General features: G+C 63.8%; 18 protein-coding genes. 10 read left to right on the top strand and 8 right to left on the bottom strand.

Annotation, left to right across the window (positions count from 1 at the left end; translation table 11 throughout):
* The first annotated feature begins 87 nt into the window (after positions 1-87).
* Genes ACYVL5_RS14380 through ACYVL5_RS14370 form a run of 3 tightly spaced genes read left to right on the top strand, consistent with a single transcriptional unit; the run spans position 88 to position 4,957 of the window.
* Positions 88-4,017, top strand: coding sequence for a CheR family methyltransferase (locus ACYVL5_RS14380; protein WP_460596268.1), 3,930 nt, complete (start codon positions 88-90; stop codon positions 4,015-4,017).
* Complete coding sequence (locus tag ACYVL5_RS14375) at positions 4,017-4,451, top strand: DUF2141 domain-containing protein (protein ID WP_460596267.1); 435 nt, start codon at positions 4,017-4,019, stop codon at positions 4,449-4,451. The genes ACYVL5_RS14380 and ACYVL5_RS14375 overlap by 1 nt, the downstream gene beginning before the upstream one ends.
* A gap of 53 nt (positions 4,452-4,504) precedes the next feature.
* Entirely contained in the window at positions 4,505-4,957 is a 453-nt protein-coding gene (locus ACYVL5_RS14370; protein ID WP_460596266.1) for a DUF2889 domain-containing protein, read from the top strand.
* A gap of 60 nt (positions 4,958-5,017) precedes the next feature.
* Here the strand turns inward: ACYVL5_RS14370 and ACYVL5_RS14365 are convergent, their stop codons facing one another.
* From ACYVL5_RS14365 to ACYVL5_RS14350, 4 genes are all read right to left on the bottom strand, one after another.
* Positions 5,018-5,761 (bottom strand): phospholipase C/P1 nuclease family protein, encoded by a 744-nt coding sequence (locus ACYVL5_RS14365; RefSeq protein WP_460596265.1) that lies wholly within the window; start codon positions 5,759-5,761, stop codon positions 5,018-5,020.
* Positions 5,762-5,893: 132 nt separating this feature from the next.
* Entirely contained in the window at positions 5,894-6,811 is a 918-nt protein-coding gene (locus tag ACYVL5_RS14360) for a hypothetical protein (RefSeq protein WP_460596264.1), read from the bottom strand.
* The gene (locus ACYVL5_RS14355) at positions 6,808-8,772 is read right to left on the bottom strand and encodes an alpha-amylase family protein (protein ID WP_460596263.1); all 1,965 of its coding nucleotides are present in this window, start codon (positions 8,770-8,772) and stop codon (positions 6,808-6,810) included. Before ACYVL5_RS14355 ends, ACYVL5_RS14360 begins: the two co-directional genes overlap by 4 nt.
* A 143-nt stretch (positions 8,773-8,915) precedes the next feature.
* Entirely contained in the window at positions 8,916-9,644 is a 729-nt protein-coding gene (locus tag ACYVL5_RS14350; RefSeq protein WP_460596262.1) for a hypothetical protein, read from the bottom strand.
* Positions 9,645-9,750: 106 nt separating this feature from the next.
* Between ACYVL5_RS14350 and ACYVL5_RS14345 the strand changes: the two genes are divergently transcribed.
* The 7 genes from ACYVL5_RS14345 to ACYVL5_RS14315 all read left to right on the top strand — a co-directional run bounded on the left by ACYVL5_RS14345 (position 9,751) and on the right by ACYVL5_RS14315 (position 16,707).
* The gene (locus tag ACYVL5_RS14345) at positions 9,751-10,224 is read left to right on the top strand and encodes a DNA-processing protein DprA (RefSeq protein ID WP_460596261.1); all 474 of its coding nucleotides are present in this window, start codon (positions 9,751-9,753) and stop codon (positions 10,222-10,224) included.
* A 252-nt stretch (positions 10,225-10,476) separates the two neighbouring features.
* Entirely contained in the window at positions 10,477-10,797 is a 321-nt protein-coding gene (locus ACYVL5_RS14340) for a carboxymuconolactone decarboxylase family protein (protein WP_460596260.1), read from the top strand.
* Positions 10,798-10,960: 163 nt separating this feature from the next.
* Complete coding sequence (locus ACYVL5_RS14335; protein WP_460596259.1) at positions 10,961-12,541, top strand: putative bifunctional diguanylate cyclase/phosphodiesterase; 1,581 nt, start codon at positions 10,961-10,963, stop codon at positions 12,539-12,541.
* A 215-nt stretch (positions 12,542-12,756) separates the two neighbouring features.
* Positions 12,757-12,894, top strand: coding sequence for a hypothetical protein (locus ACYVL5_RS14330; protein WP_460596258.1), 138 nt, complete (start codon positions 12,757-12,759; stop codon positions 12,892-12,894).
* 19 nt (positions 12,895-12,913) lie between these two features.
* Positions 12,914-13,912: a 6-phosphofructokinase gene (locus tag ACYVL5_RS14325; RefSeq protein WP_460596257.1), complete on the top strand. Its 999-nt coding sequence runs from the start codon at positions 12,914-12,916 to the stop codon at positions 13,910-13,912.
* Positions 13,913-13,930: 18 nt separating this feature from the next.
* The gene (gene rtcA / locus ACYVL5_RS14320; protein ID WP_460596256.1) at positions 13,931-15,058 is read left to right on the top strand and encodes an RNA 3'-terminal phosphate cyclase; all 1,128 of its coding nucleotides are present in this window, start codon (positions 13,931-13,933) and stop codon (positions 15,056-15,058) included.
* Positions 15,055-16,707 (top strand): aspartate:alanine exchanger family transporter, encoded by a 1,653-nt coding sequence (locus tag ACYVL5_RS14315; RefSeq protein WP_460596255.1) that lies wholly within the window; start codon positions 15,055-15,057, stop codon positions 16,705-16,707. The genes rtcA and ACYVL5_RS14315 overlap by 4 nt, the downstream gene beginning before the upstream one ends.
* A 39-nt stretch (positions 16,708-16,746) precedes the next feature.
* On the opposite strand, the gene ACYVL5_RS14310 is transcribed toward ACYVL5_RS14315, so the two are convergent.
* The 4 genes from ACYVL5_RS14310 to ACYVL5_RS14295 all read right to left on the bottom strand — a co-directional run bounded on the left by ACYVL5_RS14310 (position 16,747) and on the right by ACYVL5_RS14295 (position 20,680).
* The gene (locus tag ACYVL5_RS14310) at positions 16,747-17,220 is read right to left on the bottom strand and encodes an NUDIX domain-containing protein (protein ID WP_460596254.1); all 474 of its coding nucleotides are present in this window, start codon (positions 17,218-17,220) and stop codon (positions 16,747-16,749) included.
* Between the two features lie 171 nt (positions 17,221-17,391).
* Complete coding sequence (locus tag ACYVL5_RS14305) at positions 17,392-18,012, bottom strand: trimeric intracellular cation channel family protein (RefSeq protein ID WP_460596253.1); 621 nt, start codon at positions 18,010-18,012, stop codon at positions 17,392-17,394.
* A gap of 158 nt (positions 18,013-18,170) precedes the next feature.
* The gene (hflX, locus tag ACYVL5_RS14300) at positions 18,171-19,826 is read right to left on the bottom strand and encodes an HflX GTPase family protein (RefSeq protein WP_460596252.1); all 1,656 of its coding nucleotides are present in this window, start codon (positions 19,824-19,826) and stop codon (positions 18,171-18,173) included.
* An 83-nt stretch (positions 19,827-19,909) separates the two neighbouring features.
* Positions 19,910-20,680: an enoyl-ACP reductase FabI gene (locus ACYVL5_RS14295; RefSeq protein WP_460596251.1), complete on the bottom strand. Its 771-nt coding sequence runs from the start codon at positions 20,678-20,680 to the stop codon at positions 19,910-19,912.
* Between the last annotated feature and the right edge of the window lie 48 nt (positions 20,681-20,728).

Here is a 20,728-nt window from a genome sequence, read left to right as displayed (position 1 = left end):
TAGCGCCCGGCCCTGGCATCAGGGTGCGGCGTCGACGTCCTGCCGGTCCGTACAGATTCTTCATCCCCTGATGCTGAGGTTGAGCTCATGACCCCATCCGACCTGGACGACCTGGACGACGCGGGAGGCGACATTCGCCTTACCCCCCGCCTAGGCATGCCGGCTTCCCCCCCCGCTGCTCACGAGCTGAAGACCATCTTCGGACTGGTCCAGTCTGCGACCGGCCACGATTTCAGCTCCTACAAGGAAACCACCATCCTGCGCCGCCTGCACCGGAGGATGACGGTCAACGACGTCGAGGTGGTCGCGCAGTACATCGACCTTCTGCGCGAGAACCCCACCGAGGCCGAGGCCCTCTCCCAGGACATCCTGATCGGCGTCACCAGTTTCTTCCGTGATCCCGCGGCCTTCCAGGCGATCCGCGAGCAGGTCCTGCCGCAGCTGTTCCTGGACCGGGACCCCGCCCGGCCGGTCCGCATCTGGCACGCCTGCTGCGGCACCGGGGAAGAGGCCTACTCCATGGCCATCCTGGTCCGGGAGTTCCTCACCGAGCACCGCCTGAGCGCGAACGTCCAGATCTTCGCGACCGACATCGATGCGGCCGCCATCGACCATGCCCGAACGGGGATCTACCGCGAACAGCTCTGCCGGGGAATCAGCGACGAGAGGCTCTCCGCCTACTTCACCCCGACCGAAGACGGATGGCGCGTTCACAAGCTTTTGCGGGACATGATCGTCTTCGCCCACCACAGCCTCATCAAGGATCCTCCCTTCTCGCGGATCGACCTCCTGGTCTGCCGCAACTTCCTGATCTATGTCGACCCCGACCTGAAGAAACGGCTGATCTCCCTCTTCCACCGGGTACTGGTCCCCAACGGCTACCTCTTCCTCGGGGTGGCCGAGAGCGTCGGGGCCGACTGCGACCTCTTCTCGGCAGCGGACAAGAAGTGGAAGATCTTCTCCCGGCGCGAGATCGGGAACCGGCTGGACGTCTCCATCCCGCTGCCGAACCCGCTCTGGTTCCCCCCCAAGGAGCGTTTCCGTCAGCCTCATCCCGAGGATCCCACTCCCGCCACCCTGGCCCAGAAGGTACTCCTGGAGAGTTACGCGCCGGCCAGCGTGGTGGTGAACGAGCGGTACGAGGTGGTGCACACCTTCTCCCGGATTGCGAACTTTCTCGAACTCCCCATCGGCGAGCCGACCCACGACATCCTGAAAATGGCGCGCCCGGAACTGAGGCCCGCCCTGCGCGCCGCGATTTACAAGGCGTTGACGGAGCAGACGGAAGTCGTCTTCAACAGCCTGCCGGTCGAGGATAGCCCGGACCTCGCGCTGGTCAACGTGGTGGTGAAGCCGCTGGATTCCCTCCCCGGCCAGGGAAAACTCCTCTTGGTCATCTTCGAGCCGGTCCGCCACGGCGGTGGCAATCTCGCCCCGGTCTCCATCCCTGCCCCTTCCGAGGGGGAGGAGCGCTGGGCCATGCTGGTGCGCCAGCTCGAGGAGCAGCTCCGGATCACCCACGAGCAGTTGCAGGCCACCAGCGAGCAGCTCGACAGCTCCAACGAGGAGTTCCTCTCCACCAGCGAAGAACTCATGTCGATGAACGAGGAATTCCACTCGGCCAACGAGGAACTCCAGTCGGCCAACGAGGAGCTGGAGACCTCCAAGGAGGAACTGCAGTCCCTCAACGAAGAGCTCGAAAACGTCAACGACGAGTTGCAGCGCAAGGTGGAGGAACTGAACCGGGCCACCAGCCAGATGGAGAACCTGCTGGCCAGTTCGGAGATCGCCACCGTCTTTCTCGACCGCGACCTGAACCTCAAGGGGTTCACCCCGGCGGCCGCCACCCTCTTCAACCTGATCCCGTCCGACAACGGCCGGCCGCTGCGGCACTTTGCCGGCAGGATCGACTGGCCCGCCTTTTCCCAGGACGCCGAGCGGGTCCTGAACGGAGAGGAGCTGGCCGAGCAGGAGCTGACATCCCTGGAGGGAGGGCGCTGCTTCCTCACCAGGGTTTTCCCCTTCCGGACCCAGGACGGCGGGGTCGACGGTTTGGTCGTCACCCTCATCGACATCACCGAGCGCAAGGCGATGGAGGCCGCCCTGGCCGCCAGTGCCGCCAAGCTCGAGGCAGCCTTGGCCAGCATGAGCGACGCCATCCTGATTACCGACGACAAGGGGCAGTTCCTCGAGTTCAACGACGCCTTCGCGACCTTCCACAAGTTCTCAAGCAAAGAGGAGTGCAGCCGTAAACTGGGCGATTACCCCGACCTGCTGGAGGCCTACCTCCCCAACGGCGAGCCGGCCCCGGTCGAGCAGTGGGCGGTTTCGCGGGCCTTGCGCGGCGAGAGCTGCACCAACGTGGAGTATGGGGTGCGCCGCAAGGATACCGGGGAGCGCTGGGTGGCGAGCGTGAGTTTCGCCCCGATCAGGGACGCCGCCGGGACCATCGTCGGCTCGGTGATGACGGCTCGGGACGTGAGCGAGCAGAAACGAGACGAGGTGGCCCTGAGGGAGAGCGAGGAGCGCTACCGCAGCCTCGTTAAGTCGTTGCAGGTGGCGGTCTTCGTGAACCGGCACGGGACGATCGCCATCGCCAACGATGCCACCGCCCGTCTCTTCGGGGTTCCCAGCGTCGATGACCTCATCGGACGCTCCCCGCTCGACTTCATCCATCCCGCATTCACGACTCTCGTCGAGTCGAGGGTCTCCACCGCCATGGAGGGGGGAAGCGTCCCCATCATGGAGCTGAAGGTGGTGCGTTCCGGCGGCGAGGAGCGGGCGGTGGAGTCGACCGCGGTCCGCTTCATGGACGGCAAGGAGCCCTGCATCCTCGTCATCATGCACGACGTCACCGAGCGGAGGGACCTCGAGGAGCAACTCCGCCAGTCCCAGAAGATGGAGGCCCTCGGGGAACTGGCAGGGGGGATCGCCCACGACTTCAACAACATCCTCATGGTGATCTCGGGGCTGAGCAACATCCTCCTCATGGACAACACCCTCAACGGCTCCCAGACGGAGCGGATCCAGCAGATCGTCTCGGCGGCGGAGCGGGCCGGGCAGCTTACCCGCAGTCTCCTCTCCTTCAGCCGCAAGCAGGTCATGCTCCCCAAGCCCGCCGACCTCAACGAGATCGTCCGGCACATGCAGCAGCTGCTCATGCGCATCATCGGGGAGGATATCGTCTTCCAGTCGGTCCTGTCGGAGGGGCCGCTGCCGGTCATGGTCGATTGGGGGCAGATCGAGCAGATCATGGTCAACCTCACCACCAACGCCCGGGACGCGATGCCCAGGGGGGGGAAGCTGACCCTGACAACCGAGCTGCAGCGGTTCGACCAGGAGTTCGTACACGCCCATGGCAACGGGGAGGCGGGGAGCTACGCCGTGCTGACCTTCAAGGACGACGGCTGCGGCATGGACCACAGCGTCCGCTCCCGGATCTTCGAGCCCTTCTTCACCACCAAGAGCCCCGGAAAAGGAACCGGTCTCGGAATGGCCATCGTCTACGGCATCATCCACCAGCACAAGGGGTTCATCGACGTCCAGAGCCATCCAGGCAGTGGCGCGACGTTCCAGATCTTCCTGCCGCTGGTCGAGAGCTCCGGAGAAATGGCCGCCGAGGAAGCGGGTGACCAGGTATCGCCGCACGGGTCGGAGACCATCCTGATTGCCGAGGACGAAGAGCCGGTGCGCAAGATGGTGGCGGAGGTCCTGACGCGGTTCGGGTACCGGGTGCTCATCGCGGTGGACGGCGAGGAGTGCGTCCGCAAGTTCGAGGAGCACCGGGACGAGGTCGACCTCGTGCTGATGGACCTCATCATGCCCAACAGGAACGGCGCGGACGCCTACCAGGAGATCCATGCGCTCCATCCCGAGGTCAAGATCCTCTACACCTCCGGTTACACTTCCGATTTCCTCGAGAACCGCGGCTTGCAGGAGGAGGGGATCGAGCTCCTCATGAAGCCGGTCGCTCCGCTGGTCCTGCTCAAGAAGATCCGGGAGGTCTTGGATCGTTGATGTCATCCCCTGTAAAGTTCCTGCCGTGCTGTCTGCTGTTCCTCATGATGGCTGTTCCCGCCGCGCATGCTGAAACCCTCAAGGTCAGGATTGTCGGGCTGAAGGATAGTGCCGGACAGGTTGAGGTCATGGTCTGGAAGGATGCCGCCGGCTTTCCGACCGACGCCAGGACTACCGTGGCCCGCAAGCGGGTCCGGGTCAGTGGCCAGGTCGCCGAGGTGACCATCGGCACCCTCCCCAGGGGAGTCTACGCGGTAGCCGCCTACCAGGACCTCAACGGCAACGGCGAGATGGACCGGAGCATCTTCGGATGGCCGGTGGAACCGGTGGGAGCCTCGCGGGGCGCCCGCGGCCGGATGGGGCCTCCCCGTTTCCAGGATGCCGCCTTCGAGCTCAAAGAGCCGGTGCAGGAGATCGAGATCAAAGTGAAGTAGGGGAGCCTCCGCGGCCGGATAGTGCGGAAAATCAAGGCAGGAAGGATGTTTCGATGCAACTGAACACCATGGAAGATTTCCAGCGCGATATCACCTATCGGCTGTTGAAGCAGGAGGACGGCACCGCCAGGCTGACGGCCCTCATGAAGGACCGGTTCCACGATGTGGAGGTGACGGTGGTGGTGAACGCGGAGAGCCTGGAGATCGTCTCCACCGCCGCCGAGTTCCGCCGCAGCCCGACCACCGACTGTTGCAACGTTTCCCGCCGGCTGGAGGGGCTGATCGGTTTCGTCATCGGCAAGGGGCTCAACAAGAAGGTGGTGGAGGTGCTCGGCGGCGGGGAAGGGTGCGGCAACGTCCGCAATCTCCTCCTGGGCCTTCTCCCCTTGGCGCTGAACCTGAAGGCCTCGGCGGGGATCTACGACGAGCGCGAGATGCTGGACATGATTCACGAAAAGCTGATGGGGTCCTGCGCCGGCTATCAAAACCCGGTTCCCAAGCGGTAGCGCGCCAGAATACACCCTCGCCCCTTCAGGGGAGAGGGTGGCCGAAGGCCGGCTACCTCTTCATTCCAGCGCCCGGTAGGCCTCCTTGAGTAGAAGGGCACTCTCCGCCAGTTGCCCGTACGCCTCCTCGCCGGTCATCACCGCCTGTGCCCTATCCTCCATTCGGTACCCGAGCGCCATCGAGCGATTGGCGAGCTTGGCGATCCTTTTTGCCAGCTCCTTGTCGAAGCGGGCCATCCCTTCGCGGGCCGGCGGGAGGCGGTACGGCGCCAGCCTTTGCATCCGCTCCCTGATCCCGGCGGCAATGCGATCCACCTTTTCCCTGGTCGACCCGGTCAAGCCTCTTTCCACCACCCCGTCATTTTCAGCGTGATGCGCCCGGTTGAATTCATCGTAGGCGGTATTGTGGAGCGGCATCGAGAGGTCGGCGATGTAGTGGGAGGCGTAGCCCAGCGGGTAGCGGGCGTACTTTCCCTGCTCGCGCGCTTCCCGGTAGTCGTGCAGGGCGGCGACGATCGCACCGTAGAGATGCCCCTCCCCGTTGCAGCGGCAGTTGTAGTCCCGGACCTGGTCGAGCACCAGGTCGGCGGTCACCACGGTCCCCTTGGGATTGTCCCGGTAGTGGTTGCCATCCTCGTGCCCTCCCGCCTTCTCCTTGGCCATGTCGGGGCCCACCGCGAGATACGAACAATCTCCCAGCCCGGCCGCCTCCATCACCGCCATGTGGGTCAGGTCGTTCCAGGCCCCGGCCGGTGAGGGAAACAAGCCGATTGCGGCCACCAAAGCCATTACCGCATTGCGCATCACCGCTCCCTCCTTCCGTATTGCCTGGCCCACGGGATCTTCTTTGATGGCAATCGAATCATTCGCTACCTCCCTCCGTGGTCGGCTTCGCCGTCTCCGCCATCCGTTTTGGCCGCTATCGAAACGTCTATCTCAGTCCGTCCGCTCCTCATCGAATGCCGCGCCGGGGGGAAGTCCCTGCTTCCTCCGGAGTATCCTCGCGTTCAGCCGGTTCCGGGCCAGGACCGCGGCGTCCACCAGTTTCTCAGGGAGAAGCTCCGCGATGGGGCGGTGCAGCTTCAGCCGCAGGGCGAGCCGGCCTCGCAGGTTGAGCGGGACGAAGTAGCGCGGCACCTCGATCTGCTGGAAGGCGTGGTTACGTTTGAAGTCCCCCAGCCCCCTCCGGCTCCAGGTGCTGTAGCGGAGGTAGGGGATCCCTTTGCTTGCGCAGAGTTCGATGGTCTTGGCCAGAAGGGCGTTGGTCGGTGCCTTGTCGCGATGCCCGATCATCGAGATGATCTGCATCAGGCTCGATACCCCCTCGTCGTGCACGAGCTTTACGAAGCCGATCATCTCGCCGCGGTAGAAGGCGCCCAGGAATTGGCTCCGCTCGAGGAAGGTGCCGTTCTCCTTCTTCAAGGTCTCCAGGCTCTTCTGGTAGTGCCAGAACGGTTTCCCCTGGCGGACGGGGGACTCGTCGTAGATGAGCTTGATGGCCTTCACCGTCTCGTCGTCGAACTCGATCGGGCGCACCTCGATGCCGCTTTTCTCCGCCTTCCTGATCCGGTTTCGTTCGTGGGTGCGGATCTGCCGGGTCCACCACGCGTCGAAGGAGGTGATCGGGAGCACCGCCAGGCTTTCCCACTCGTGGTAGAAGTCGAACTTCGGCGAACGCTCATCGACCCCCTGCTGCACGAAGGTGAAGAGATCCCCCTCCACCCCTTCCTCCTTCAATTCCCCGAGGAAACGGTAGGGGGCGTTCACCCAATCGAACAGCTCGTCCTCCAGGTACACGATTCTCGGAAACCGCCCCCTGACGAGGACTCCCTTGTCTCCGACCCGAAATGTCATCGTGGGCCTCCGTTGCTGCGCGGGCCGTTCGTACGGCGGGCACTCTTAAACCACGCGGCCGGCCGACCGGTAGTGGCACCCAGGGGCCCGGCCGTCCAGATCCTTCCGTAGTGTGACGGGATGGTCAGCTCGACCTCCTGGTAGGGGACGATCCCCTGCAGGTTGGCCTGGCCGTGGAGCTCCTCCTGGTAGTTGCCCCCCACCGGGAACCAGAAGGGGACCGTCTGGTCCCAATCGCCGGTGTTGATGGCGACCAGCGTGTACTGCGCTCCCTGGTAGCGCGCGAAGAGGAGCACCCCCTTCGACTGGTAGCGATCCCAGCTGTTAAAGAAGAAGTATTGTCCGGAACGGACCTGCTGACGTTGGCGGCGGATCTTGAGGAGCCGTCTCACCAGCCAGGTCAGCGACTTGCCTGCCGTGTCGTAGAAGAAGTCCCAGCGCATCGGGCGCAAGATGCCGACGCGGCCGGAGCCGAGGTCGGGGAGGTAGTAGTTCTCGCAGAATTCCTCGCCCTGCCAAAGCATGGGGATCCCTTTGCTCATGACGGTGGCGATCAGGAACGGCTGCACCATGAACCAGCGGCTCCGGTCACCCTCCTGAAAGAGGTAATTCCCCGCCTCGTCGGGGTTGTAGACCCCGAAGTTGCAGATGAAGCGTTCGTGGTCGTGGTTCTCGATGTACTGGAGGGCGCTCTTGGGAATGAGGTCGCCGTTGCTGTTCTCCTGTTCCGGATAGCCGAAGAGTCCCAGCGTGAGTCCCCAGTCGTAGAGCCTTCCCCGGTCGCCGCGCGCGACCGACTTGGCCGCGTCGTAGGTGCGGTTTTGCCAGGTGCAGTTGGAATAGCTGGAGGTGAGTACCTCCTCCGGCCCCTCCAGCTGCTCCGCGCATTGGATGAGGTTGACAGGGGCGCCGCCACCGGCGTCGAAGCGCCCCCAGTACGGAGTGGCGGCCGCCAGTTGTCCCTTGGTGAGCTGGTAGGTGTCGTAGACCAGGGCGGCGTAACCGACGCCGAGCGGGCCGTCCCAGAAGTTGGGAACACAGTCGTAACGGAACCCGTCGACGTGGTAGACCTCGAGCCAGTGGTGGTTGACGGTGTAGAAGTAGTCGCGGGTGAGCTGGCGGGTGTAGTCGGTGCTCTTGCCGAAGTTGCTGAAGTAGTCCTTGGCGAAGGGGCCCATGAACGGGTTTTCGTGGTACTGGAGACGGGTGTAGAGATCGTAGTAGGGGAAATCGACCCCGGTGTGGCCGTAGACCGCGTCGACGATGACGGCCAGGCCGTGCTGGTGGGCGGCATCGACGAACTGCTGGAAATCGGAGCGCTTGCCGAAGCGCTCGTCGACGCCGAAGTAGCCGATGGGGAGATAGCCCCAATCGACCGAGGCGGCGACGTTGGAAAGGGGCATCACCTCGAGGGCGTTCACCCCGAGGTCCGCCAGGTAGGCAAGTAGCTCCCGGGTCCGCTCCAGGTCCCCCCCGAGTTCGGCGATGTCCACCTCGTAGATGATGAGGTCGGAAAGGGGGGGGGGCTTCCAGGACGATTCACCGGCGCTCCACTGGTAGGGCTGGTAGCCGAGGGTGAAGGCCGAGAGCTTGCCGACCCCGAACTCGCGGGCGCAGGGATCGATCACCCAGTCGAGCACCCCCACGTTGGGATTGGTCACCTGGTAGCGGTAGACGTAGCGTCCCGGAGTCCCCCAGGCGGAGCCCGGGGAGGGAGGGGTGGTCCCGGCGATCGGGACGGTGACCGACCAGAAGTCCCCGTACGGCTGGCGGACGCTATGGGCCATCGGGAATTCCGAGGGTGGGATCGCCTGGAGGAACTGGTCCTCCTCGTGGATGATCTTTACCGAGACCGAGTTGCCGTCGGCGTCCGAAACCCAGGGGAGCCAGACCCCGAAGGTGACCGTCCCGTTGTTCTCGATGGCCCCCAGACTGGTGAGGGGAAGCAGCGACGCGCTCATAGTTCGACTCCCGTCATGATACCGGTTCCTCCGTCAATGACTGAGGCGGAGGCCGCTACATTTATACCCTCGCCCCCCTTGGGGGAGAGGGTGGCCGAAGGCCGGGTGAGGGCAGGTTCTTAAGGGGCGAGGAGAGAAAAAGTCTACTGGTCCGAGCTCAGATCCGCCTTGCTCAGTGTGTAATTCCTTCCGAAGTTGTTGTCCCAGAAGGTCTCTCCGCTGTCCAGGTCGACGTAGAAGATGGCGAACTTGAAGTCCGGGGTACTCTCGTCGAGGTTCAGCTCGGGAGTCTTGAATTTCCAGACCTCCACCTCGGAGACCCCTTCGGCGACCGGGACGATTCCCGCGAAGCCGGCGAAGGTGTCCTCGAAGGTGCCCCAATCGTCGGCCGTCAGCCGGATGCCGACCTTCTTGTTGAAAGAGAGGTTGTTCAGGTAGATTTCCCCGTCCACCCAGGAGGTGGTGAAGACGAAGCCGCCCCCCGCCTCGGTCCCGCGGTGCGCGGTGGCCAGGTTGAGGACCACGTTCCCACCAACGGTGTTCGGGTGGATCTCGTCGATCCGGTAGTCGGCCCCGCCGTTGTTGTCCCAGAAGGTCTCCCCGTCCACCGAGTAGCGGAGGGCGAAACGACTGATGTAGAACTGGTCGTCGTTGAGGATGAAGTCGTCGTAGTCGTTGAAGTTTTTCTGCCAGCTGAGGGGGGCTTCGCTCCAGGTGCCGTCCTGCTGCTGGTAGTGAAGGGCGACATCCTTGGCAAAAGCCAGGTTTTCCACCTTGGCGGCGACGATGGTGTTGTTCACCCCGGTGATCCCGCCGCCTGGGGAAAAGGTATCCGACTCGACGTACTTCAACCGTATCGCGCTCTGTCCCATCGCTTTCTCCTTGCGCGGGTACGCCCCGGACCCAGACGGGAGGGGGCGGTAATTGTCACCCGGTCAAAAATTGGTATCGTCTATCAACCGCAAATCGGGAGTGGGTATGAAGAATCCGCCACCCCTACATACCTTGGGAAACCGGGAACTTCTCTCCGGTCACAAGGTCGCCTTCCTTTGTTCCCGCAACTGTCCGGCCGAGGCGGCCGAGAAGTCCCGGCTCTGGGCCATCGCCCAGCGGGAGCGGGGGAGCTGTGTCATCTCCGGCTTTCACTCGCGGATCGAAAAGGACGTGCTCATTCACCTGGTCCCGGGGAGCCAGCCGATCATCCTGGCGCTGGCCCGGGGCATCATGAGGCAGTTGGAACCCTGGATGGAGAAGCGGCTCGAAGAGGGGCGCCTGCTGATCGTGACACGGTACGCGGAAAGCGTGACCCATGCCTGCGAGGATTCCTGCTTCCATCGCAACCGCCTCATGATGGAGATGGCGGACGAGATCGTCATCGCTTTCGCCTCGCCGGGAGGAAGCCTCGAAAGGCTCTGCCGGGAGAACCCCCATCTCCGGTATTCTCTGCTTTGATAGCTGCCGCGTTGAATAAGGGAAACTTACCACCGGCTGGCCATTTTACAATTTGTTACGGTTAATGATATGCCGGGGCTTCGGCGGGGCATGCGGGGCGGGCGCCGCATCCGGAAGCGCCACCACGGTGGCAACCGCCTGCCGGTTTGCCGAATGTTCCAAAACGGATAGACTTTGGAGGGTTAGTACCGCACGACCGTCACTATTTTCCTCATGACCACATTGAGAGCTACCCTCGGGAAAGGAGGTTCCATGGCCAGGGAACCGCACGAACACTACCAGACTTTGAAAGGACGTCACCAGGGAGTCATTGCCGCCGTGGAGGCGTTGCGTGACGCCGCGCAGGCCGCCGGCCCACTGGACAAGAAGACCCTGCACCTGATCCAGCTCGCCGCCTCGGCCGCCATCATGTCCCATGGCTCCGCACACAGCCATACTATTCGCGCCCTGGAGGCCGGTGCCACTCCCGACGAGATCCGTCACGCGGTGCTCGTCCTTACCAGCACCATCGGCTTCCCGTCCACCGCCGCGGCGCTCTCCTGGGTCGACGACGTGCTCGAACGGGGATACTAGCCGCGCCCGCTCCCGCTCCAACTCCTGTCGGCCCCTAACCTGGCCCCACCCTTCTTCTACCTCGCGTTCGGGGGAGGGTGGGGCACGCCCGTCGAAACCGTGGCGGAGGCAGGGGAGAATGGGCGGGCCGCGGAACCTTTAGCCAGCGGAAGAGGACCTCCTGATGATCAGTGGCAGGCTCTTCAGACCATTTCAGTGGCTAGGCAAGCTTTCCCCGGCGGCCATCACCTCCGTCTACCTTTTCTCAAGCCTCTGCTGGATCCTGATCGCCACCTTCACGATCGACCGCCTGTTGGCCGGTCGGCCGGAGCTCCGCGCCTGGGCCGAGACGGTCCTCGAGCTCCTCGGCGTCTTCAGCATGGGGCTCATCGTCTATATCCTTACCTCCATCAGCCAGGCCCGGCACCGTGCCAGCGAGGCCCGCATCCGTGAACAGGCAGCCCGGGACGGTCTCACCAGCCTCTTCAACCGGCAAGCCTTCGACGAATTCCTGCTGCAGTCGGTGGAGTACGCGAAGCGCCACCGGGAATCCTTCGCGCTTCTCTTCCTCGATCTCGACCGCTTCAAGGTCATCAACGACCGCCGCGGACATTACGTCGGCGACCTGCTCCTCCAGGAGGTGGGCCGCCGCCTCACCGAGACCTGCGCCCGTCGTGGTGAGGACGTCGTGGCCCGCGTCGGCGGGGACGAGTTCGCCGTCCTGCTCCGCCAGTCAGAGGCCCCGGAGGGCCCCTCGGTGGTCGCCCAGCGGATCCTGGACTCGCTCGCCGAGCCGTACCTGCTGGATGGCAACTCCATCAAGACCACCGCCAGTCTCGGAATCGCCCTGTATCCCGCCGACAGCGATGAAGTGATGGAGCTTTTCAAGATGGCCGATATCGCCCTCAACCAGGCCAAGCAGCAGGGACGCTCCACCTTCTGCTTTTATGGCGGCGAGTGGCGGGAGGAGCGGGACCAGCGCCTGCACCTGGAACAGGGACTTCTGCGCGCCATCACCCACGGCGAACTCTTCCTCGTGTACCAGCCCAAGCTCGACACCGGGGCGATGCGGGTGATAGGGGTGGAGGCGCTGGTGCGTTGGAACCACCCCCACCTGGGGGTGCTGGGGGCGCTGAGTTTCGTGCCGCTTGCCGAGAAGGCGGGGCTGATCTGGACCCTGACCGAGTGGGTGCTGAAGGCTGCCTGCCGGCAGGCGGGGGAGTGGTACCGGGAGGCGGGGCTCGATATCAACGTGGCGGTGAACATGTCCCCTTCGGTCTTCGGCCACCCGGACCTGGAACAGGCGATCCAGGCGGCACTCCACGACGGCGGGCTCCCTCCCGACCGGCTCACCCTGGAGATCACCGAGGAGTCGCTCATGATCTACGAGACGGAGTCCCTCGAGGTGCTGGAGCGGCTGCACCGGATGGGGATCAACGTCCAGATCGACGACTTCGGGACCGGCTACTCGTCGCTCTCCTCGCTCAAGCACTACCATTTCCAGGCCCTGAAGATCGACAAGTCGTTCGTACGGGATGTGGTCACCTCGTCGGACGACGCCGCCATCGCCACCACCATCATGTTCATGGCCAAATGTCTCGACATGGAGGCCATCGCGGAAGGGGTGGAATCGGAGGCCCAGAAGGAATTTCTCTCCTCGATCGACTGCCGCTTCATGCAGGGGTACTACTTCGCCCGTCCCCTGGTCGCCTCCGAGGTGACCGCCTACATCGCCCGGCTCGGGATACAGAAAAAGTCAGAGTAGGCCCTACACTCCCTCACCGCTGCCCCTCTCCCGGAGGGAGAGGGAAAATGGCCAGTGCCCCTCCCGGGAAGAGGTCCGGGCGATGATGCCCTCTCCCTCCGGGAGGGGGTGGCCGAAGGCCGGGTGAGGGTTGATTTGATTGAAATGGTTACCCCCTCCGCTATACTAGTTAACGTTTCCCAATATATATCGGTCGTTACTTCGGGAGGAGCGCCATGCCAGAGAGGGTTAAGAAGGTTGGGGTGTTGACCGGTGGTGGCGACGTGCCGGGTCTGAATCCGGCGCTGAAGACCCTCGTTAACCGGGCGTCCGATCTCGGGCACCAGGTGCTGGGGAGGGCTGCTCAACCTTAACCGGGATGATCCTTCCACCATGGAGAACCTGGTCACCCCGCTAGATCGCCAGGCGGTACGGACCGTGGATCGTACCGGGGGGACCTTTCTCCATACGAGCCGCACCAATCCGGGGAAGGTGGGGAGCTCGGAGGTCCCGGCCTTCCTGCAGCAGGAAGGGTTCGATCCCTTGGCCAAGGAGCCCCACGACTTCACCTCCCACGTGCTGGCGAACTTGGAGCACCTCGGGCTGGACGCCCTGATCGCCATCGGCGGCGACGATACCCTGAGCTATGCCGAAAGGCTGCACCGCGAGGGATTCCCCGTGGTGGCCATTCCGAAGACCATGGACAACGACGTCTTCGGCACCGACTACTGCATCGGCTTTTCTACCGCGGTAACCCGGAGCATCAATTTCATCCACAGCCTGAGGACGTCGGCCGGCTCCCACGAGCGGATCGCCATCGTGGAACTCTTCGGGAGAAATTCCGGCGAGACCTCCCTGGTTTCCGCCTACCTCTCCGGCGTGGACCGTGCCCTGATCTCCGAGGTTCCCTTCGACGTCGAGAAACTTTCCCGCCTGCTCGCCGAGGACAAGCGGGGGAACAAGAGCAACTATGCGATGGTGACCATCTCCGAGGGCGCCACCATGATCGGCGGACAGATCGTGGAGTACGGGCAGGAGGATGCCTACGGCCACAAGAAACTCGGTGGGATCGGCGTGGTAGTCAGCGAAGCGGTCCGGAAGCTGACCGGTTCCCACATCATCTACCAGCAGCTCTCCTACCTGATGCGGAGCGGAGCGCCCGATTCACTGGACCTGATGGTCGCCTTCAACTATGCCAACATGGCGATGGACCTGGTCAACGAGGGGATGTCGGGGCGGATGGTGGCACTGCAGGGAGGAACCTACTGTCACATCCCGATCGGGACCGTGATGCAGGGGGGGAAGCGGGTCGATGTGGCGGAGCTCTATGACAGTGATGAGTACCGCCCACGCGTACGTCACGTCCTCGGGAAGCCGATGTTCCTGTATTAAAAGGCAATTCGAACGCGGATGACGCGGATTGAGCGCACATCCGCGTCATCCGCGTTCAAAGATGTCAGGGATTTTATGATCGAAATCGATGGCAGTCTCGGTGAAGGTGGAGGACAGATGCTGCGCACGGCACTCAGCCTCTCCTGCGTCACCGGCAAGCCGTTTCACATCTTCAACATCCGCAGGTTGCGCCCCAAACCGGGCCTCATGCGGCAGCACCAGGTCGCGGTGCAGTCCGCGGCCCGCATCTCCTCCGCGGAGGTTGTCGGCGACCAACTCGGCTCCGTCGAACTCACCTTCGTATCGAAGGCCGTGGCCCCCGCCAACTACGACATAGCCATCGGCACCGCCGGATCGGCGACCATGGTTCTGCAGACCCTGATTCCGCCCCTCCTTACCTCCCATGGGACGAGCCGCATCGCCCTTTCCGGGGGGACCCACGTTCCCTTCAGCCCCTCGTGGGAATACCTGACCGAGGTCTTCTCCCCCATGATGGCCCGGCTGGGCGCCCGGCTCGAATTCGCCCTCGACTCCTGCGGCTTCTACCCAAAAGGGGGCGGGAGAGTCCGCTGCCGCATTGAGCCTGCCGCGAGCTTTTCGCCGCTGGAGGCGGTCCACCGCGGAAAGCTGCTCCGCATCGTCGGCGCCTCCGCCGTCGGGAACCTCCCCGTCACCATTGCCGAACGCCAGGCCCATGCCGCCACCCTCCGTTTGAGGCAGCACCTCGGCGAGCACCTCCCGGTTGTGATCGACATACGCAACCTGAAGATGCCGGGGCAGGGGACCTTCATCTTCCTCAAGGCCGAGTATGAACACGCCGTGGCGGGATTCACCTCCCTCGGTGAACGGGGGAAACCTGCGGAGCGGGTCGGGGAGGAGGCGGTCCTCGAACTGATCCGCCATCATGACGCCGGGATGCCGTTCGACCCGCACCTGGCGGATCAACTCGTCCTCTACCTGGCCCAGGCCACCGGGCCCTCCCGTTTCGGGACGTCGAGGCTTACCTCGCACCTCAGGACCAACCTGGAGGTGTCGGGGCTTTTTCTCGATTTCAAGGTCGAGGTCGACGGCGAATGGGAGGGGCCGGGCACGGTCACCATCATCCCCCGTCCCGCCGCCGGGAAAGGTTGCACGGTGTATCGATGACCAAAATCCTGCTGGACAATCCGCTGCTCCTTTTGTTCCTCGTGGCCGGGATCGGCTACCCCTTGGGGCGCATCAAGATCTTCGGCTCCAGCTTCGGGGTGGCCGCCGTCCTCTTCGTCGGCCTCGCCTTCGGCGCCATGCATCCGCAGATGAAGCTTCCGGACGTCATCTACATGCTCGGGCTCAGCATCTTCATCTACGCCATCGGGCTGAGCGGCGGACCGGTCTTCGTCACCTCCTTCAAGCGGGAGGGGCTTCGCTACAACCTCCTGGTGCTGACCATCCTGGGGATCTGCGCCATCGTCACCGCCCTGGCTGGCGGTCTTTTTCACTTCAAGCCCTCCATCACGGCCGGTATCTACTCGGGAAGCCTGACCAGTACCCCTTCCATCGCCGCCATCATCGACACGCTGCGGCACAACTTCCGTGGCGGGGGAAATCTCGACCAGATCCTGGCCGAACCGGTAGTCGGTTACTCGATCACCTATCCGATGGGGCTGATCGGCACCGTGCTGGCCATCAGCCTGGCACAGCGCCTCTGGAAGATCGACTTCAAGGCCGAGGCGAAGCAGCTCCGGTCGCTGGGGGCCGCCACCGAGCCGCTCAGAAATTACACGATCGCGGTGAAGAGGGGGGAGGTCTGTTGCGGCAAACCGGTGGAACAACTGCGGCGCGAACAGGGGTGGGATGTCATCTTCGGCCGGGTCAAGCGTGACGGCCAATACCTGCTGGCGTCCCCGGAGGAGAGACTGCGGGAGGGGGACCTGGTGACGGTGGTGGGGACCTCGGAGGAGCTGGAACGGGTGGCGGCATTCCTGGGGGAAAAGAGCACCGAGGAGATCGACCTCGACCGGAGCGAATTCGACTTCCGGCGCATCTTCGTTTCCAATCCGGCGGTGGCCGGCAGACGGCTGAGCGACCTGGACCTGCGCGGGAAGTACGGCGCGGTGGTGACCCGGGTCCGCAGGGGAGACGACGAGTTTCTTCCCCATGGCGACCTGTCGCTGGAACTGGGCGACCGGGTGCGGGTCGTGACCCATCACGACAACATGAAGGCGGTCACCAGGCTCTTTGGCGATTCCTACCGCGCGGTCAGCGAGATCGACGTCCTCACCTTCGGGCTGGGGTTGGCGATGGGGCTTTCTCTTGGGCTTTTGCCGATACCGTTGCCGGGAGGGATAACCTTCAAGCTCGGTTTCGCGGGAGGACCGCTCGTAACCGGGATCGTGCTGGGGACCATCGGGCGCACCGGGAAGATGTTCTGGAACCTACCCTACAGCGCCAACATCACCTTGCGGCAGATCGGGATGGTGCTCTTTCTGGCCGGCGTCGGCACCGGGGCGGGGTACAGCTTTCTCTCCACCTTCGTAAACGGCGGAGGGCTCCTCTTTTTCGGGGTGGGGACCGGGATAACCTGTCTGGCGTCGCTGCTTGTCCTCGGGATCGGCTACCGGATGATGAAGATTCCCATGACCCTCCTGATGGGAATCGTCGCCGGCATGCAGACCCAGAGCGCGGTGCTCGGCTACGCCCTGGACCAGACCCGTAACGACCTCCCCAACATCGGGTTTGCCTCCGTCTACCCCGCCGCCACCGTCTTCAAGATCGTCCTCGTGCAGATCATGGTGGTTACCCTCGCTCAGCGTTGAAACTGCACCTATAGCGAAGCCCTCACCCTGGGAATGCCCTCACCCCTGCCCCTCTCCCGACACCATCTCGCGCAGCTGGTCGATGAATCCCACCTGTCCCTTCAATATCTTTTCCCTCGCCTGCTCCACCGTGAACCATCCCGCCCGGTCCACCTCGGGGAATTCCGCCTGGCGTCCCGATTTCGGCGGCCACTCCATCATGAAGGTATTGCTGGAGATCCGCTCCGCATCGCAGTCCCCCTGCACCGCCCAGGCCCGCACCTGTTTCCCTCCCGGCTGCCTGACCATGTTCAGCTCCCTGAAATCGCCGTCGATCGTCTGCCCCGTTTCCTCCTGGAACTCCCTTTTCGCCACCGCGAAGGGATCCTCCCCCTGCCCGTACTCACCTTTGGGGATGGACCACGCCCCGAGATCCTTCTTGGCCCAGAACGGTCCCCCCGGATGCACCAGGAAGAGTTCCAGTCTGTGGTCACGGAAACGGAAGAGCAGCAATCCCGCACTGGTTTTTCCCATACGACCCCCTTTTAGAAATACCTAAACCCTCGCCCCTTCAGGGGAGAGGGTGGCCGAAGGCCGGGTGAGGGCAGATTTTAAAACCTCCCTCACCCCCGCCCCTCTCCCCTAAAGGGGCGAGGGGAGATGCACCTCTCCCGGAGGTCGAGGGTTGGATCATAATGTGCGGGGTTAAGCCCTCGGCAGCTGCCAACCTTTCACCAGTGCCGCGCCACGAATGGCGATCACGGTGGCGGCGGAAGCCAGCAGGGTGACTGAGGAAGGGAGGTCGGTTTGATGCAGGAAGTATAGCAGCGCGCCGCCGGCGACGCAGGCGGAGGCGTAGATCTCCCGCTGCAGGATGAGCGGGATCTGGTTGCTCAGGATGTCGCGCACGAGTCCGCCGCAGGTCGCGGTCATTACCCCCATGATGACCGATCCCATGAACCCCAGGTGGAAGTTCAGGGCCTTGGTGGTTCCGATCACCAGGAAGGTACCGAGCCCGAGTGCGTCGAGCAGGAGCATGGCCCGCTTCATCCTTTCGAAGCTGCGGGGAGTGAGAAAGACGACCACCGAGGCGGCGACCGCGAGGTAGAGGTAGAGCTCGTTCTTGAAGCAGAAGGGAGGGGTGTCGTTGAGGAGCACGTCGCGCATCACGCCGCCGCCGGTGGCGGTGACGATACCGAGTACGATGACCCCGAGCAGGTCCATCTTCCGGCGCACCCCCGCAAGCGCCCCCGAGGCGGCGAAGGCCACCGTCCCCAGCAGGTCGAGGGTGTAGATGATCTGCGGCTGATGATCGACAACATTCATCGTGCTACGTAAGCCTCTTCTTTCCCCCTCTCCATACGAGGTTCCCGCTATGGCGGTGTCAGCCGGCCATTTCCGCCGTCTCCGCACGAAGCGCCCCCCCCCCTTGCGAAGGGGGGACAGGGGGGATTTGGTTTTCGCTTTCTTCCCGGGAAGGGGGATCAGTCGAGGTCCAGGTCCTGGTGCTGCAGGGCCTGGTAATCGGGGACGTCGTGCCAGAAGCGCTGCTGCAGTTCCTTCATGAGCGGCTCGAGGGTCTTACGGTCCGAGGCGCTCAACGTGATCGCATGGTACTTGCGGGTGACCTGCCGTACCTTCATGAAGGCCAGCGGATCGCTCTTCTTGAGGTCGGGGAGGAGGTCCGCCTTGTTGAACACCACGAGCCGCTGCTTGTCCCCCAGCCCGAGCTCATCGAGGATCGCGTCCACCTGGGTGATGTGCTCCTCGAAACGCGGGTTGGAGCAGTCCACGAGGTGGATCAGGATGTCGGCGTCCTTCAGTTCCTCCAGGGTTGCCTTGAAGGCCCCGAGCAGCGACTTGGGCAGGCTGCGGATGAAGCCGACCGTATCGGTGATGATCACTTCCCGGTCCATCGGGAAGCGCAGCCGTCGTGACGAGGTGTCGAGGGTGGCGAAGAGGAGGTTTTCGGTGAAGACCTCGCTCTTGGTCAGCGTGTTCAAAAGGGTCGACTTCCCGGCATTGGTGTATCCGACGATGGAGATGATCGGTATCCCGGCCTTCACCCGTTTCTGGCGGCGCTGGTAGCGGCCGTTGGAAAGTTCCTTGAGCTCCCGCTCCAGGTGCGCGATCCGGTCGCGGATCCGACGGCGGTCGACCTCCAGCTTGGTCTCGCCGGGGCCGCGCCCGCCGATCCCCCCCATGAGGCGGGACATCTGCACGCCACGCCCGATCAGCCGGGGAAGGAGGTACTTCAGCTGGGCCAGCTCCACCTGGACCTTGCCGTCCTGGGTGGTGGCGCGCCGGGCGAAGATGTCGAGGATCAGCTGGCTGCGGTCGATGACCTTCAGCTCCGAGAGCTCGGAGATGGAGCGGACCTGGGCCGGGGAGAGCTCCTGGTCGAACACCAGCATGGTGGCCCCCAGCTGGAGCGCCTTGATGAGCACCTCGCGGATCTTACCCTCCCCCATCAGGTAGCGGGGATTGAACTCCTTCGGGCGCTGGATGACGGTGTCGAGGACGCCGACGCCGGCGGTGCGGGCAAGCTCCTTAAGCTCCTCCATGGAGTCGGCCGCCTCCTCCTGGGACTTCTGGGTCACCGAGATGAGGATCCCCCGCTCCTGTCCGGTCGAGACCGCCGTTCCCTCCTCCAGCCCTTTTTCGAGGGAGTACTCCAGCGTCTCGATGAAGGCGCGGAAGTCGAGGTCGTAGCGGTTGAAGGGGACCGAGGGCTCGACGTGGTAGGGGGATGAACTCCCCTTGGGAGGAACCAGGGCCGCGGTCTGGATGGAGAAACGGTCGGGGTTCTGGGTGAGCTGCAGCGCCGCGATCATGTCGAGACGCAAAAGCGAGAGGTCGGTCAGGTCGTCGTCGGAAAGTGTTTCGGCCTTGAGGTGGGTGTGGACGAGCCGCAGGCCGCGCACGAGGCGCCGCCCCAGCGGGTATTCGTCCAGGGAGGGGATGAGGATTGCCCGCTCGTCGCCCACCACCAGGTAGGCGATCTCACCGATCCGGCTGATCAGTACGCCGATCTGGCGCCTGATCTCCAGGGATATCTCCGCCAGCTCCCGGGCCAATTCCAGCGAGATCACCTCGCCGGGACTGACACGGCGGCGGTACAGCCGCTCCAGCCTCTTCATCTGGCTCGGCTTGAGCCCTGTCAGATTACCGTATGGTTGTTTGATGGGTGCCCCTCCGGCAAGCGGGATTAAAACTCATTTTACTACAATCCAATGATATTGTAGCCGGCGTCGACGAAGTGGATCTCGCCGGTGACGCCGCAGGCGAGATGGCTCGCGAGGTAGACGGCGGCGCCGGCCACCTCTTCCTGGCTGATGTTGCGGCGCAGCGGCGCCATGGACGCCATGTGCCCGGCGATCTGGTTGAAGCCACCGACTCCTGCCGAGGCGAGGGTCTTCAGAGGCCCTGCCGAAATGGCGTTCACGCGGGTCCCTTCCGGGCCCATGGCTTCGGCGAGATAACGGACGCTCGCCTCGAGGGCGGCCTTGGCGACACCCATCACGTTGTAGCTCGGGAATACCTTTTGGGCGCCGAGGTAGGTCATGGCGATGACGCTACCGTTACGGCCGGCCATCAGCGGGGCGGCCTCCTTGGCCATGGCGATGAGCGAGTAGGCGCTGATGTCGAGCGCGGTGGCGAACCCTTCGCGGGTGGTGTTGAGGAACGATCCCTTGAGTTCGTCCTTGTTGGCGAAGGCGACCGAGTGGACGAGGATGTCGAGCCCGCCCCAGGTCTTGCCGATTTCGGCGAAGATGTTGGCTATATCTGCATCGCTGCGGACGTCGCAGGGGAGGATGGGACCGGCCCCGATGCTTTCGCCCAGCGGAATGACCCTTTTGGCGACCGCCTCACCCGCGTAGGCGAGGGCGACTTCGGCCCCCTCGCGACGGTAGGCTTCGGCCACCGCCCAGGCGATGCTTCTTTCGTTGGCCACCCCGAAGATAAGGGCCTTTTTCCCTTCCAGTAAACCCATGTGGTCTCCTTATGGCCGCTTTCGGCAACAGAAACTGGCTATGGCCTC

This window comes from Geomonas sp. Red276 (assembly GCF_054784495.1).
This window is presented reverse-complemented; position numbering and strand designations above follow the sequence as displayed.

Excerpts from the sequence above, each read along its gene's own strand:
- ACYVL5_RS14380 (WP_460596268.1), top strand. The coding sequence starts at position 88 with ATGACCCCATCCGACCTGGACGACCTGGACGACGCGGGAGGCGACATT.
- ACYVL5_RS14375 (WP_460596267.1), top strand. The coding sequence starts at position 4,017 with ATGTCATCCCCTGTAAAGTTCCTGCCGTGCTGTCTGCTGTTCCTCATG.
- ACYVL5_RS14370 (WP_460596266.1), top strand. The coding sequence starts at position 4,505 with ATGCAACTGAACACCATGGAAGATTTCCAGCGCGATATCACCTATCGG.
- ACYVL5_RS14365 (WP_460596265.1), bottom strand. The coding sequence starts at position 5,761 with ATGCGCAATGCGGTAATGGCTTTGGTGGCCGCAATCGGCTTGTTTCCC.
- ACYVL5_RS14360 (WP_460596264.1), bottom strand. The coding sequence starts at position 6,811 with ATGACATTTCGGGTCGGAGACAAGGGAGTCCTCGTCAGGGGGCGGTTT.
- ACYVL5_RS14355 (WP_460596263.1), bottom strand. The coding sequence starts at position 8,772 with ATGAGCGCGTCGCTGCTTCCCCTCACCAGTCTGGGGGCCATCGAGAAC.
- ACYVL5_RS14350 (WP_460596262.1), bottom strand. The coding sequence starts at position 9,644 with ATGGGACAGAGCGCGATACGGTTGAAGTACGTCGAGTCGGATACCTTT.
- ACYVL5_RS14345 (WP_460596261.1), top strand. The coding sequence starts at position 9,751 with ATGAAGAATCCGCCACCCCTACATACCTTGGGAAACCGGGAACTTCTC.
- ACYVL5_RS14340 (WP_460596260.1), top strand. The coding sequence starts at position 10,477 with ATGGCCAGGGAACCGCACGAACACTACCAGACTTTGAAAGGACGTCAC.
- ACYVL5_RS14335 (WP_460596259.1), top strand. The coding sequence starts at position 10,961 with ATGATCAGTGGCAGGCTCTTCAGACCATTTCAGTGGCTAGGCAAGCTT.
- ACYVL5_RS14330 (WP_460596258.1), top strand. The coding sequence starts at position 12,757 with ATGCCAGAGAGGGTTAAGAAGGTTGGGGTGTTGACCGGTGGTGGCGAC.
- ACYVL5_RS14325 (WP_460596257.1), top strand. The coding sequence starts at position 12,914 with ATGGAGAACCTGGTCACCCCGCTAGATCGCCAGGCGGTACGGACCGTG.
- rtcA (WP_460596256.1), top strand. The coding sequence starts at position 13,931 with ATGACGCGGATTGAGCGCACATCCGCGTCATCCGCGTTCAAAGATGTC.
- ACYVL5_RS14315 (WP_460596255.1), top strand. The coding sequence starts at position 15,055 with ATGACCAAAATCCTGCTGGACAATCCGCTGCTCCTTTTGTTCCTCGTG.
- ACYVL5_RS14310 (WP_460596254.1), bottom strand. The coding sequence starts at position 17,220 with ATGGGAAAAACCAGTGCGGGATTGCTGCTCTTCCGTTTCCGTGACCAC.
- ACYVL5_RS14305 (WP_460596253.1), bottom strand. The coding sequence starts at position 18,012 with ATGAATGTTGTCGATCATCAGCCGCAGATCATCTACACCCTCGACCTG.
- hflX (WP_460596252.1), bottom strand. The coding sequence starts at position 19,826 with ATGAAGAGGCTGGAGCGGCTGTACCGCCGCCGTGTCAGTCCCGGCGAG.
- ACYVL5_RS14295 (WP_460596251.1), bottom strand. The coding sequence starts at position 20,680 with ATGGGTTTACTGGAAGGGAAAAAGGCCCTTATCTTCGGGGTGGCCAAC.